This window comes from Amnibacterium sp., from assembly GCF_051956055.1.
GTDB lineage: Bacteria > Actinomycetota > Actinomycetes > Actinomycetales > Microbacteriaceae > Amnibacterium.
On the sequence record NZ_JBQCGC010000112.1, the window covers coordinates 1 to 12422 of the forward strand.

Annotated in this window: 14 protein-coding genes; 7 read left to right on the forward strand and 7 right to left on the reverse strand. The window is 73.4% G+C overall.

The window, feature by feature from the left end; all coding sequences use genetic code 11:
- Positions 1-61: 61 nt before the first annotated feature.
- Both ACTHLI_RS15590 and ACTHLI_RS15595 read left to right on the forward strand, forming a co-directional pair.
- Positions 62-1162 carry an ABC transporter substrate-binding protein gene (locus ACTHLI_RS15590; protein WP_440185617.1) on the forward strand — a complete coding sequence of 367 codons (1101 nt, stop codon included), beginning with the start codon at positions 62-64 and terminating at the stop codon, positions 1160-1162.
- 113 nt (positions 1163-1275) lie between these two features.
- Positions 1276-2058 (forward strand): ZIP family metal transporter, encoded by a 783-nt coding sequence (locus tag ACTHLI_RS15595; RefSeq protein WP_440185619.1) that lies wholly within the window; start codon positions 1276-1278, stop codon positions 2056-2058.
- On the opposite strand, the gene ACTHLI_RS15600 is transcribed toward ACTHLI_RS15595, so the two are convergent.
- The 3 genes from ACTHLI_RS15600 to ACTHLI_RS15610 are packed head-to-tail and all read right to left on the reverse strand — an operon-like array spanning position 2039 to position 4895.
- The gene (locus ACTHLI_RS15600; RefSeq protein WP_440185621.1) at positions 2039-3406 is read right to left on the reverse strand and encodes a sensor histidine kinase; all 1368 of its coding nucleotides are present in this window, start codon (positions 3404-3406) and stop codon (positions 2039-2041) included. The two genes, ACTHLI_RS15595 and ACTHLI_RS15600, sit on opposite strands and share 20 nt — an antisense overlap.
- Positions 3403-4095, reverse strand: coding sequence for a response regulator transcription factor (locus tag ACTHLI_RS15605; RefSeq protein WP_440185623.1), 693 nt, complete (start codon positions 4093-4095; stop codon positions 3403-3405). The genes ACTHLI_RS15600 and ACTHLI_RS15605 overlap by 4 nt, the downstream gene beginning before the upstream one ends.
- Entirely contained in the window at positions 4092-4895 is an 804-nt protein-coding gene (locus ACTHLI_RS15610; RefSeq protein ID WP_440185625.1) for a COG4705 family protein, read from the reverse strand. Before ACTHLI_RS15610 ends, ACTHLI_RS15605 begins: the two co-directional genes overlap by 4 nt.
- 97 nt (positions 4896-4992) lie before the next feature.
- Here ACTHLI_RS15610 and ACTHLI_RS15615 point away from each other — a divergent pair, with 97 nt between their 5' ends.
- The gene (locus tag ACTHLI_RS15615) at positions 4993-5610 is read left to right on the forward strand and encodes a DedA family protein (protein ID WP_440185627.1); all 618 of its coding nucleotides are present in this window, start codon (positions 4993-4995) and stop codon (positions 5608-5610) included.
- Positions 5603-6316, forward strand: coding sequence for a phosphatase PAP2 family protein (locus ACTHLI_RS15620; protein WP_440185629.1), 714 nt, complete (start codon positions 5603-5605; stop codon positions 6314-6316). The genes ACTHLI_RS15615 and ACTHLI_RS15620 overlap by 8 nt, the downstream gene beginning before the upstream one ends.
- 3 nt (positions 6317-6319) lie before the next feature.
- On the opposite strand, the gene ACTHLI_RS15625 is transcribed toward ACTHLI_RS15620, so the two are convergent.
- From ACTHLI_RS15625 to ACTHLI_RS15640, 4 genes are read right to left on the reverse strand one after another with little or no spacing between them, the layout of a single operon-like run.
- Entirely contained in the window at positions 6320-7732 is a 1413-nt protein-coding gene (locus tag ACTHLI_RS15625; protein ID WP_440185631.1) for an aldehyde dehydrogenase (NADP(+)), read from the reverse strand.
- Positions 7733-7776: 44 nt separating this feature from the next.
- Positions 7777-9288 carry a protein kinase domain-containing protein gene (locus tag ACTHLI_RS15630; protein WP_440185633.1) on the reverse strand — a complete coding sequence of 504 codons (1512 nt, stop codon included), beginning with the start codon at positions 9286-9288 and terminating at the stop codon, positions 7777-7779.
- A 46-nt stretch (positions 9289-9334) separates the two neighbouring features.
- On the reverse strand, positions 9335-10231 hold the full coding sequence (locus ACTHLI_RS15635; RefSeq protein WP_440185635.1) for a bacteriorhodopsin: 897 nt from the start codon (positions 10229-10231) through the stop codon (positions 9335-9337).
- Positions 10228-10788, reverse strand: a complete 561-nt coding sequence (locus ACTHLI_RS15640; protein WP_440185637.1) for a hypothetical protein — start codon at positions 10786-10788, stop codon at positions 10228-10230. Before ACTHLI_RS15640 ends, ACTHLI_RS15635 begins: the two co-directional genes overlap by 4 nt.
- 81 nt (positions 10789-10869) lie before the next feature.
- Here ACTHLI_RS15640 and ACTHLI_RS15645 point away from each other — a divergent pair, with 81 nt between their 5' ends.
- Genes ACTHLI_RS15645 through ACTHLI_RS15655 form a run of 3 tightly spaced genes read left to right on the forward strand, consistent with a single transcriptional unit; the run spans position 10870 to position 12259 of the window.
- Positions 10870-11415 carry an RNA polymerase sigma factor gene (locus ACTHLI_RS15645; RefSeq protein ID WP_440185639.1) on the forward strand — a complete coding sequence of 182 codons (546 nt, stop codon included), beginning with the start codon at positions 10870-10872 and terminating at the stop codon, positions 11413-11415.
- The gene (locus ACTHLI_RS15650; RefSeq protein WP_440185641.1) at positions 11412-11999 is read left to right on the forward strand and encodes a hypothetical protein; all 588 of its coding nucleotides are present in this window, start codon (positions 11412-11414) and stop codon (positions 11997-11999) included. The genes ACTHLI_RS15645 and ACTHLI_RS15650 overlap by 4 nt, the downstream gene beginning before the upstream one ends.
- The gene (locus ACTHLI_RS15655; RefSeq protein ID WP_440185643.1) at positions 11996-12259 is read left to right on the forward strand and encodes a hypothetical protein; all 264 of its coding nucleotides are present in this window, start codon (positions 11996-11998) and stop codon (positions 12257-12259) included. Before ACTHLI_RS15650 ends, ACTHLI_RS15655 begins: the two co-directional genes overlap by 4 nt.
- Positions 12260-12422 lie beyond the last annotated feature (163 nt).

Sequence of the window (12422 nt, forward strand, 5' to 3'; positions counted from 1 at the left end):
ACGGCGTGTCCGCCGCGCCTGCACCCACGCCGAATCCCTCGGCACCGAGAAAGGAACAACCATGAACACGCGCAGCATCGTCGCTGTCGCCGCGGTGGGGGCAGCACTGGCGCTGACCCTGACCGGCTGCCAGAGCGGCTCAGCCCCGCAGGGCGCAGCGGCCGCCCAGGGCGCCTCCGGGTCGCTCCCGGTCGTCAAGCTGATGGTCGGCGGCATCGACAAGCAGATCTACCTGCCGTACCAGCTCGCGCAGAGCCTCGGCTACTACAAGAAGTACGGGATCGACATGCAGCTGTCGACCGAGCAGAACGGCGGGGTCGGCGCGGAGGACGCCATGGCCTCCGGCCAGGTCGACCTCGCCGGCGCCTGGTACATCCACGCCATCGACTTCCAGGCCAAGGGCAAGGACGTCGTCAACCTGGTGCAGCTCTCGGGCGCCCCCGGCGAGCGGGAGATGTGCTCGGCCTCGCGCGGGGTGACGTCGGCGGCCCAGTTCAAGGGCAAGACGCTCGGCGTGACCGACCTCGGTTCCGGCACGGACGAGCTCACGCAGTTCATCGCCGCGAAGAACGGCATCACGAAGAGCCAGTACCACACCATCGCCGTCCATGCCGGGGCGACCGCGATCGCGGCGATCCAGCGCAAGTCCGCCGACTGCGTGATGACGACCCAGCCGACGGTCGGCGCCCTCGAGTCGCAGAAGCTCGCGACCACCACCGTGGACCTCGCGACGACGACCGGCGCGCAGCAGGCGCTCGGCGGGGCATGGCCGGCCGCGGGCCTGCTCGCGACGCGCAGCTGGGTCGACTCGCACAAGAAGGAGGCGCAGGCCGTCGTGACCGCACTGGTGGCGACGATGCACTGGATCAGCACCCACTCGGCCGCCGACATCGCGAACAAGCTGCCGCAGTCGTTCGTGCAGAACTCGACGATCTCGAAGGCGCAGTACATCTCGGGGCTGACGAGCGACAAGGGGCAGTTCCTCCCCGACGGCATCATGCCCGCGGGCGGCCCGAAGACCATCCTCGCGATGGAGAAGGTCATCGGCACCGACACCTCCAAGGTGACGTTGGCGAACACGTTCACCAACACGTACGCGGAGGCCGCCCTCAAGCAGCTGGGGCTGACCGCCACGACGACCCCCGCGGGCGCCGACGGCTGACGTCCGCACCTGCTCGACCGCCCCGCGCCTCCCGGAGGCCGCGGGGCGGTCGGACGTGCGCGAGGCGCGATACGCTGGGGTGAGGTAAGGCTCACCTCAATCGGAAAGCGCTGATGGCTCTCGGCACCACCCTCCTGCTCGGCGCGATCGCCGGCGTGACGATCCTGCTCGGGCTGCCCGTGGCGCGGATCCGCCGGCTCTCGCCCTCGGCGCGGCTGCTGCTCACCGCGGTGACGGTCGGCATCCTCGTGTTCCTCGTCTGGGACGTGCTCACCCACGCCTGGGAGCCGATCGACGCGCAGCTGGGCGGCACCGTCACGATCGCGCTCGTACCGCTCGTCGCGGTGTTCGTGGTCGGGCTCGCGCTCGGGCTGCTCTCTATCGCGTTCATCGAGTCGCGGTCCGCGCTCCGCCGTGCCCGGGCGGCGACGGACGGCCTCACCAGCCGGGGCACCGCGCTGGTCGTCGCCGTCGGCATCGGCGTGCACAACCTCGCGGAGGGGCTGGCGATCGGCCAGGCGTCCGCGAGCGGCGCGCTCGGCCGGATGGCGGTGCTCGTGGTCGGGTTCGCGCTGCACAACGGCACCGAGGGGTTCGGCATCGTCGCGCCGCTCGCGGCGGATCCGGATCGCCCGACGTGGCGGCTCCTCCTCGGCCGCGGGCTGATCGGCGGCGTCCCGACCTACGTCGGGACGGCGATCGGCTGGTTCTTCACGAGCGATCTGCTCTCCGTGCTGTTCCTCACGGTCGCCGCCGGCTCGATCCTCTTCGTGATCATGCAGCTGCTCGGTGTCGCCGCGAGGGCTCGGCGGTCCGACCTGCTGTCGATCGGCGTGCTCGGCGGGGTCCTGCTCGGATTCGCGACGGACGCGGTCGTCACGCTCGGCGGCGCGTAGCCGCGAGCCGACGGCCCGGGCGCGCGCCCGGGACGAGCAGCCGGGGGAGCCGCACCTCGAAGGTCGCCGGGCGCAGCGCGGCCACCTCCAGCTCACCGCCGGCCTCGACGACGAGCCGCTTGGCGAGCGCGAGGCCGAGCCCCGTCCCCTCGGTCTTCGTCGAGACGCCCGGGTCGAACAGGGTCGCAGCGACCGACCGATCGATCCCGGGACCGTCGTCGGAGATCCGGATCCTGACCGAATCCCCGTCCGGTCGCACGGCGACGGTCACCCGCCGGACGGCGACCGCGACCGCGTTGTCGAGGATGGGCGCCAGCATCCGCTCGAGATGCTCCGCGCGCACCGGGACGTGCTCGTCCGGTCCCGTGACGACCACGCCGACGCGCTGGTCGAGCGTCGACACGACGGCCGCGACGGCGCGCCGCACGGTGGCGTCCGGCGGCCCCTCCGCATCCGACACCGCGTCGTCGAGCAGCGCGGTGATCGCCCGGGCCATCGCCCCGGCCGCGTCGCGGATGCGGGTGTACCTCGCCCGCTCCGCGTCGACCGTCGCCGGGTTCATCAGCGCGAGGTCCGCCTCGCCGATCAGCAGCGTCAGGGGCGACCGCAGCTCGTGCGCGATCTCGGCCGTCAGACGGCGCTCCGCATCAAGGGCTCCCTCGACCCGGTCGAGCAGCTCGTCGAGCACGGAGGCGAGGCCCGTCACCTCGTCGCGCGGCGGCCCCATCGCGAACCGCGAGCCGCTGCGGTGCCGGCTCCACTCCGCGGCGCGCTCCGTCATCCCGGCGATCGGTCCCAGCCCCCGCCAGAGCACCAGCGCGGCGAGGCCGGTCGCGCCGATCACGGCCAGCAGCCCGAGCAGCGCGCCGTCCCGGGTGGCGGACGCGAGCGTCGCCTCGTACGGGCGCACGTCCACCCCCGCGACGGCGACGGCGACGACCCGCCCGTCCTGGCGGAGCGGCGGCGCGAGCAGGTGCCGCGGACCGACGACCGCGCTCGTCGTCGCGGTCGATCGGCCGAGCCTGCGGACGACCGCACCCGTCGCGCCGTGCAGGCCCGCGCCCTCCACGAGCGTCCCGCCGCCGTCGAAGACCCAGCCGGGGGCGTCGAGGAGCAGGTCCTCGGAGCCGACGACGTCGACGCGGCCGTCCTCGGTCGACACGCTCGCGCTGAGCGCCGTCGCCCGGTCGTGCACACGAGCCCGGATCAGGGCGTCGATCTCGACGTGCAGCAGCGAGATCGAGCCGGCGAGCGCCCCCGCGACCACGAGGGTGCTCAGCAGCCAGGATGCGACGGTCAACCGGACGCGCAGCCGTCGTCGCACCGTCGGCCGCAGCGCGGGGGTCACGTGTCGCGCAGGATGTAGCCGACGCCGCGGACCGTGTGGATGGAGGCGGTCGACCCGACGTCCTGGAGGTGGCGGCGGAGCCGGTGCAGGTAGGTGTCGAGCGTGTTCCCGTTCACCTTGGCACCCGGCACCCAGGCCGCGTTGACCAGATCGGTCCGCCGCACCAGCAGCCCCGGGTGCGCGAGCAGCTCGGCGGCGAGGCGGAACTCGGTGGGGGTCAGCATCGCCGACTGGTCGCCGTTGCAGAGGGCGAACCGGTCGGGGTCGAGGCGGAGCCCCTCGAGCGGTTCGATGGGGGTCGTCCGCCGGGCGAGCGCCTCGATGCGAGCGATCAGCTCGGGGACCGCGAACGGCTTGACGAGGTAGTCGAGGGCGCCGGAGGCGAAGCCCTGGACGATGTCGTGCACCTGCCCGAGCGCCGTGAGGAACATCGCGGGGGCCTGCTGACCGTTGGCGCGCAGCACCCGGCACAGATCGCGGCCGTCCATGTCCGGCAGCCCGATGTCGAGGACGAGGACGTCGATGCTCTGGTCGTCGGCGAAGCGCCGGATCGCCTGCGTGCCGTTCTGCACGAAGACCCCGGTGTGCCCCGCGGCCGTGAGGCACTCGCCGAGCAGCCGGGAGATCGCCGGGTCGTCCTCGACGCACCCGACGACGAGCTCGCGCGTCGCGGTGCTCCCGTCGATCACGCCGCTCCCTCCGTTCCCGTCAGGTAGGCGGGCCGGTCCCGTCGCACGGACCGCGCCCGGATCGTCAGCGTACCCACCAGCACGAGGAACACCACGAACAGGGCGGCGCTCACCGGGCCGGGGCCGACGTCGAGGCCGCCGCGGACCCCGGGCATCGCGAACCAGTCCGCGAAGGAGGCGCCGAGCGGTCGCGTCATCACGTACGCGAACCAGAAGGTCGCGATCGCCGCGCGCCTCGTCGCGAAGTAGACGACGCCAGGTACGGCGAAGACCACGAGGAACATGACTCCCGAACCGAGGTAGCCGAGACCGAGCGACATCGCGGTCCAGTCGCCCGCCGCGGTGCCGAGCGCGAACGTGGTCATCACAGTCGCCCAGTAGAAGAGCTCCCTGCGGGTGGTCGTGATCTCGTGCACGGAGAGCGTCCGCTCGGAGACCCACCAGACGAGGAAGACGATCGCCAGCACGGTCGCGAAGCCCGTGGTCGAGACCGCGTACGGCACCCCGAGGCCCACGTGCAGGACGTCCGCCGCCATCGTGCCGAAGACGCTCACCATGAGCGCCGCGGTCCAGTAGCGCGCCGGGTGGTAGGCGCGCGCCCGGAACTGCACCACGAGGGCGATCATGAGCACCACGAACGCGACGGGGACCACGAGCTCGGGCGCGAACGTGTGGACGAAGAAGTCGGAGGTCGTCTCACCCATCCCGGTGGTCACGACCTTCACCACCCAGAACGCGCCGTCCGGGTCGGGAACGCGCTGCGCGCGGGTGGGCGTGCCGATTCGGGTCGAGGACGTCACGCGGCGATGCTGAGCGCTCGCGGTCAAGAATCCGCAAAGACGCCCCCGCGGCGCGGATCTTTGCCCTTCCTCCGCACCGGCCCCAGATGATGAGCGCATGAACGTGCAGTCGTTGCTCGAAGGTGTCGGCCCGTGGGCGCTCCTCGTGATCGCCGGGTTCGTCTTCATCGAGTCGGGGCTGCTGTTCCCGTTCCTCCCAGGCGACTCGCTGCTCGTGACCGCCGGCCTCATCCACCACCAGCTCGGGCTGACCCTGCCGATCATCATCGCGGTCGCCTTCGTCGCCGCGGCCGCAGGCGACCAGGTGGGCTACCTGCTCGGGACATGGTTCGGTCCGCGGCTGTTCAAGGACGACGCGAGGATCCTGAAGACCTCCCGATTGCGGGAGACGGAGGCGTTCTTCGCGAAGTTCGGCGGCCGAGCCCTCGTCCTCGGGCGGTTCGTGCCGATCATCCGCACCTACGTGCCGCTCGCGGCGGGCAGCGCCAGGTACCCGTACCGCCGCTTCCTGCCCTGGAACCTCGCGGGCGCGTTCCTCTGGGTCGTCCTCGTGACCGTGGTCGGCTCGCTGCTCGGCGGCGTGCCGTTCATCGTGAACAACATCGACGTGCTGCTGACCGTGGTCGTGGTGGTCTCGGTGCTGCCGATCGTGATCGACCAGGTGCGCAAGCGGGTCCGCGCCCGGCGGGCCGCTGATGCCGAAGCCGATGGCTGATCGTCTCGATCGCACCGCCGCCCTCGACCGTCCCGGCATCGGATCGATCGGGGCACCCGCGGTGCCGGGGGTCGCGCTCGCCGCGGCCGGTGCCGTCGTCGCGGTGATCTGGGTCATCGCGGGCGGGATGCGGGTCGCCGCGCCCCACCCCGGCCTGATCGACCGGGGCTGGGACGCGCTCATCGGCGCCGACGGGCACTCGATCGCCCACGGGATCGCGGAGGGGTTCGCGGTCGTCGGCGCCGGGCTGCCTGCCGTGCTCGTCGCCGTCGTCGTGGCGGCGATCGTGGGCGCGCTGCGCGGGTGGGCGTGGGGTGCGTTCGTGGTGGTGGCCAGCCTCGCGAGCGAGCTCGACGTGCTCGGGCTGAAGACGCTCGCCGCCAGGGCGAGGCCCGAGATCGCTTTCGGGATCGGCACCTCGTTCCCGTCGGGGCACACCGCGAACGCCGCGCTCCTCGGCACCGTGGTCGTGCTCCTGTTCCGGCAGCTCGCGGTGCGCATCCCGGTGGTGCTCGTCGTCGTCGCGATGGCGTGGAGCCGCACCGCGATCCACGCGCACTGGCTCACGGACGTGCTGGGCGGCCTCGCGATCGGCTCTGCGACAGGCGTGCTGCTCTGCGGCGCATGGGCCGCGATGCTCGCGAGACGCCGACTCCGGCTCGAGCGCGCCGAGCGCGCCGCGCGACGCCGAGCGCTCGCGGCCTGAGGCTCAGCGCCCGTCCACCCGGCGCGGGCCGGTCGCACCGTCGCGCAGCACGGGCGGCAGCAGGTCCGCGGGGAAGTCCTGGAAGGCGACCGGGCGCAGGAACCGGGTGATCGCCGCGGTGCCGACCGACGTCGTCGCGGGCGCGGTGGAGGCCGGGTAGGGGCCCCCGTGGTGCTGCGCCCAGGTCACGCTCACCCCGGTCGGCCAGCCGTTCCAGAGCACGCGCCCCGCACGGCGCGCCAGCACCGCCACGAGGGACGCGACGTCGTCCCCCGGTTCGCCGTGGACGGTCACGGTGAGCTGCCCCTCGAAGCGCTCCGCCAGCGGCACCAGGTCCGCGTCGCCCGCGACCGTGAGGACGAGGCTGGCGGGGCCGAACATCTCCTCCGTGAGCAGCGCATGCTCGGCGGCGGCCGCCGCCGCCTCTGCGACGAGCACGGTGGGCACCGCTCGGCCCGAACCCTGCGCGAGCACCTCCACGCCAGGACGCGCGGCCATCGCCTCGACCGCGTGGGCGTAGCGCTCCCGGAGGGAGTCGGTCAGCATCTCGGCAGCCTGCACCTCCGTCACGGCCGCGAGCTCCTCCTGGAGGGCCGCGCGATCCGCCTCCGGGACCACGAGCACGCCGGGCTTGGTGCAGAACTGCCCGACGCCGAGCGTGAACGAGCCGACGAAGCCCGCGATGATCTCCTGCCGCCGGGTGGCCCACGCGTGCTCGGTCACGAACACCGGGTTGATGCTGCCCAGCTCGCCGTAGAACGGGATCGGGACGGGGCGCCGCATCGCGCGATCGAAGAGCGCCCGCCCGCCCGCGGTGGAACCGGTGAACCCGATCGCCGCCGTCAGCGGGTCCTCGACGAGCTCGACCGCGGCGTCCCGGCCGAACACGACCGAGAAGAGGCCGTCCGGTGCGCCGGCGGCGGCGAGGGCGTCGACCACGATCGCCCCGGTCCGCGCGCCGAGCTCCTCGTGCGCCTCGTGCACCTTGTGGACCACCGCGCACCCCGCCGCGAGGGCGGACGCGGTGTCGCCGCCCGCGACGCTGAACGCGAACGGGAAGTTGGACGCGCCGAAGACGCCGACGACCCCGACCGGCACGTTCATGCGGCGCAGGTCGGGTCGAGGCCCCATGCCCCAGCCGGCATCCACGTGATCGACGACGACGTCGAGGGGGTGTCCCCCCGCGATCTCGTCCGCGAGCAGGCGGAGCTGGAAGACGGTCCTCGTCAGCTCGCCCTCGAGCCGGGCAGCGCCGAGGTGGGACTCCCGGACGGCGAGGGGCACGAGCTCGGCCCGGTGCGCCTCCAGCGTCTCCGCGACCGCACGCAGCCAGCCGGCGCGCTCCTCGACGGGGACGGTCAGCGCGGCGAGGTACGCGCCGTGCGCGGCGGCGATGCGATCGGAGGTGGCGGACACGGGATCCGACGGTAGCGCGCCCGCCCGAGGATCGACGGTGGGGGTCAGGGCTCGGCGAACAGCGCCCGTCGCATGGAGCGGCGCATCTCCATCTCGTGCATCACGAGCCCCGCGAGGTCGGCCAGGTTGTCGAGCTGCTGCTGCGTGAAGTCACGCGGCTGCTTGTCGAACGCGCAGAGCGCCCCGAGGTAGTGGCCGTCTCGCGTGGTGAGCGGCGCGCCCGCGTAGGCGCGCACCTGGGGCCCCTCGGTGACGAGGGGGTTCCGCCGCGTGCGGTCGTCCTCGAAGGCGTCCGGGATCGTCCACGGCCGCCCGGTGCCGGGGCTCGTCGTGGAGCAGAACGCCACGTCCCGGTCCACCTGCGACTCGTCCCACCCGACCGAGGACTTGAACCACACCCGGTCGAGATCGATCAGCGTGACCAGGGCGATCGGCACGTCGAGCAGGCGACTGGCCAGCCGCGTGATCGCGTCGAACGCCTCGTCGGGCGCGGAGTCGAGGATCTCGTACCGCTGCAGCGCCGCGACGCGCGCCGCCTCGTCGCGCTCCACGAGGGCCGGAGCGAGCCGGCGCCGGCTGATGAGGTCGTCGACGAGGTGCTGCTGGAGCGCCACCGCGGCGTCGGCGGCGGCGATGCGGTCCTGGGGGCGGAGCGCCGTCATCCCCCTGAGCACCGTCGCGACCTGCTCGGGGACCTCGTCCGGGATCACCGGCGGCCGGTCCAGCCGGGCGAAGGCCGAATCGACCACGCCGCCCGGGTACTCGATGCGGCCTGTGATCGCTTCGAGCAGCACCAGACCGAGCGAGTACACGTCCGACTCCGGGCCGACGTCGAGGCCCTCCACCTGCTCGGGGCTGAGGTAGGCGGCCGTCCCCACCGTGAATTCGCTCATGTCGGGCTGGCCGATCATCGTCGCGATGCCGAAGTCCGTCAGCTTGCCGACGATCGGGCGGGTGACGCGCTTGTCCGCGAGCAGCACGTTCGCCGGCTTCACGTCCCGGTGCACGAACCCGGACCGGTGCACGTGGTCCAGCGCCTCCGCGAGATCGAACCCCAGCCAGCACGCCTCGGCGACCTCGAGCGGCCCGCGCCGGAGGCGGGAGCGGAGATCCGTCCCGCGCACGAGCTCCATCACGAGGTAGATCCGCGCCCCGCCGTCCTCGGCCGCCTCCACGCCCGCGTCGAAGAGCGAGGTGAGGGCGAAGTGGTTGAGTGACGCGATCACGCGCGCCTCCGACTCCTGCACGTGCAGCTCCGTCGTGCTGAGCGCCCGGGTGCGGAACAGCTTCACCGCGACATCGCGGCCGAGCAGCAGGTCGCGAGCGACGTGGACCTTCGCGGTACCGCCTCGGCCGATCACCTCACCGAGGCGGTAGCGGCCGTCGAGGACCGTGCCCTCCGCCAGCCGGTCAGTGGATGGGGGCGCCGCCGGCACCGGGGCGTGGGGCGCCGGGGCGGCGGCGACGGGCAGCGCTTCCGTGATCACCGGTACCGGTGCGCGCTCCGGCTCGACCGGCTCGACGGGCCGGGACGGGCGGCGGAAGAAGGAAGGCACGGGGGCGAAGGTACCGGGCCCCGGCCGGAGGTCCGCGCGCGGGGGCTCAGCCCGTGGAGGAGTCCGCGTCCCGCTCGTACCGGTGGTGGTCCTCGACCCAGAGGCTGTCCGCCTCCGGCTGACGGGGACGGCGGCTCGTGGCGGGCGACGCGTCCTCCTCGGCGCGCGACTGCAGGACCGCCGTGCGGTGCACGAGGGAGCTGAACCCGACCTTGGCCACGACGTCGGCGGCGGAGAGGATCACGACACCCGTGACCGCCCAGCCCCCGCCGGAGGTCGTGCCCTGCAGGCCGTACACGAGCGGGTAGGCGAACCAGACGGTCAGGAGCAGCAGTACCGCGGACCGGTAGGCGGGCCTGGCGTTCAGCACCATGCGCGGGAGCGAGTAGAGCGTGGTGCGCAGGATCAGGATCGCGAGTCCGAGGAAGCAGAGCGCGCTCAGCCCGCCGAGCAGCGCGAGCGCTTGGAAGCTGCGGCCGCTGTCGACCACGAACGCGCCCACGAAGCCGAGCAGGATCATCGCGAACGCGAGGACCATGCCGACGCGCCGCGCGGCCGTGCGCCGCGCCGCGGAGCGCGAGAGGCTCACGGCGAGCAGCTCGACGATGAGCAGCGGCACGGTGATCGCCCAGTCCGCGTACCGCAGCGCCCAGGCGTACTGCGCCGTCGCCGCTGGCACCCAGCCCGCCTTCGTCGCGTGGTAGCCGAGCAGGAGCGAACCGATGATGAGCACGTAGGAGGCGAGGGCGATGGCGACGACCGCGTTCGCGGTGAGGCTGGCGGTGCGGAACTCGCCCTGCACCTCGGTCGAGGCGAAGCGGACCCGCACGAGCGTCGCGAGGAGCGCGAGCGCCGCGCCGACCACCGCGAACAGCATCAGGGTGTGCTCGCCGTCGGTGAGGACGGCCGTCCACGGCGGCTGCACCTGCTGGACGATCGTCACCGTGCGTCCTCCTCCGCGTCCCGCGGTGCGCGTTCGACGCGGTCGAGGTCGCGCAGGGCACGACCGACGAGCCGGACGTCGGCGTTCGGGTCGAGCCGCCGCACGGCCTCGATCAGCAGCAGCTCGAACTGGAGCACGGCGGCGTGGAGCGACTCGTCCCCCGGCAGCCTCACGATCGCGTAGACCAGCTCCGTCGAGCGCCGGCCGGGCTGCGCGGTGATCGTCGCGCGGAAGCCCCGCCCGATCTCGGATCGGGAGCCGACCGTCAGCACCCCGTCGCCGGTCTGCTGGAGGTACATCTGCCCGTACGCGGCGTCCCCCGGGCTGCCCACGAGCGCGAGCGACCGGGCGATGCCGATCATCGCTTGCTCGACCCCGGTGTGCACCTCGGCGCGGACCCGGACCGTGCCGCGGGTCGTGTCGGCGCCGGCTGCGGGGCGACCCGCGCGGACGACGAGCGCGACGGCGACCCCCGCGCCGACGACGGCGAGGAGGAGGGCGAGCAGGGCGACAGCGATGGGATCACGGTACCGATCCGGGCGCCCCGACCCTGCCATCTCGCCTGCAGGCGGGGCGCGCGGTGCGGGTTCCCAGGCCGCTCGCAGCGTGGGGACGGGCGCGACCGCGATCCTGCCTGCATGCCCGGCCGTCCATCGCGTGCACTCGAGCTCGCGGACGATGCACTGCTCGCCGACCGCGCCGCGGACGGGGACGAGCGGGCGTTCGCCGTCCTCCTGCGCAGGCACGGTCCCGTGCTGCGGGCGTACATCACCCGGCTGACCCGCAGGCCCTCCGAGAGCGACGACGTGCTGCAGGAGGTCGCGCTCGCCGCCTGGCAGGCGCTCCCGAAACTCGAGAACCCCGCGCTCGTGAAGGCGTGGCTCTTCCGGATCGCGGAGCGGCAGGCCTTCGCGCTGCTGCGCAAGCAGCCGCAGCACGCGGAGCTCGACGACGAGGTCCCGGCGGAGCACGACGAGGAGGCCCGCTGGGACGCGCGGCGGGCGCTGCAGGCGGCGCTCACACGAATACCGGAGCAGCAGGCGCAAGTCTGGGTGCTGCGCGAGATGGGCGGCCTGTCCTACTCGGAGATCGCCGAACGGCTCGCGATCCCGGAGAGCACGGTGCGCGGGGCACTCGCTCAGGCGCGGAAGAAGCTGCTCGACTCGATGGGAGACGCGCGATGACCGACGTGCCCACCTGGAGCAGCGGGCCGGACGAGTTCGACGGCCACACGCTGGAGGAGCTCGCGGACTACCTGGACCGGGACCGCACCCCGATCGACCCCTCGATCGAGCAGTCGCCCGCGTGCCGCATCGCGCTCTCGGGGCTCGAGCGCCTCCGGGCCATGGCCGAGCGCCTCCTGGAGCAGGACGCCTCGACCGCACCGCCGCCCGAGCGCTGGATCGACGACGTGCTCGGTCGCATCTCGCTCGAGTCGCGAGCCGGTCGCCGCTTCCCGTTCTCCGACATGCCGGACGGGGTCGAGGCGGTGGTCTCGGAGGGGGCGCTGCGCGGACTCGTCCGCGCCGTCGGCGACTCCATCCCGGGCCTCCTGACCGGGCGCGTGCGCCTGCACCTCGACGACGCGGCGGCGGCGCTCGACCTCCAGGTCGACGTCACCGTGTTCTACGGGACGCCCATCGACGACGCGGCGACCGAGTTCCGGCGCCGGATCGCGCTGGTGCTGCCCCGCCACGCGCCGTTCGCGGTCGGACAGCTCGACCTGCGGGTCCGGGACGTGCTGGACCTCGGCGAGGAGGAGCGATGACGGACGAGGCCGCGCGGCGGGCGGCGATCGAGTCGGCGGTGCTGTCGACCGGCGGCGTCCGCGCGCTCTTCCCCGCCTCCCCCCTCCCCGGAGCCGAGCGGGTCGTGCTGCGGGACGACGGCCGGAGCTGCGCGCTGCGGATCGCGGCGGACGTGGAGACCGACTCGGTGCGGCTCATCGAGGCCGTCACGACGGCCGCCAGGAGGGCCGCTGGAGACCCGACCCTCGAGCTGCGGATCGAGATCGCCTCCATCGACTGAGGTTCCCGGCCCGCTCGTGCCCCGCTCAGCGACGTCCGCCCTCCGGCGCCGCAGGGCACGAGTCGCGGTGGCGGGCACCAGGCGAGGAGCGCTCGGTCGGCGCTCCCGCGCCCGGATCCTGGGTGTCCGCCGAGAGTCGGCCGGACGCTGTGACGAACGTCCC

What these genes read in the sequence shown, in the direction of transcription:
- ACTHLI_RS15655 (WP_440185643.1), top strand. Translation starts at nt 11,996, where the DNA reads ATGACGGACGAGGCCGCGCGGCGGGCGGCGATCGAGTCGGCGGTGCTG.
- ACTHLI_RS15590 (WP_440185617.1), top strand. Translation starts at nt 62, where the DNA reads ATGAACACGCGCAGCATCGTCGCTGTCGCCGCGGTGGGGGCAGCACTG.
- ACTHLI_RS15620 (WP_440185629.1), top strand. Translation starts at nt 5,603, where the DNA reads ATGGCTGATCGTCTCGATCGCACCGCCGCCCTCGACCGTCCCGGCATC.
- ACTHLI_RS15650 (WP_440185641.1), top strand. Translation starts at nt 11,412, where the DNA reads ATGACCGACGTGCCCACCTGGAGCAGCGGGCCGGACGAGTTCGACGGC.
- ACTHLI_RS15640 (WP_440185637.1), bottom strand. Translation starts at nt 10,788, where the DNA reads ATGGCAGGGTCGGGGCGCCCGGATCGGTACCGTGATCCCATCGCTGTC.
- ACTHLI_RS15615 (WP_440185627.1), top strand. Translation starts at nt 4,993, where the DNA reads ATGAACGTGCAGTCGTTGCTCGAAGGTGTCGGCCCGTGGGCGCTCCTC.
- ACTHLI_RS15645 (WP_440185639.1), top strand. Translation starts at nt 10,870, where the DNA reads ATGCCCGGCCGTCCATCGCGTGCACTCGAGCTCGCGGACGATGCACTG.
- ACTHLI_RS15595 (WP_440185619.1), top strand. Translation starts at nt 1,276, where the DNA reads ATGGCTCTCGGCACCACCCTCCTGCTCGGCGCGATCGCCGGCGTGACG.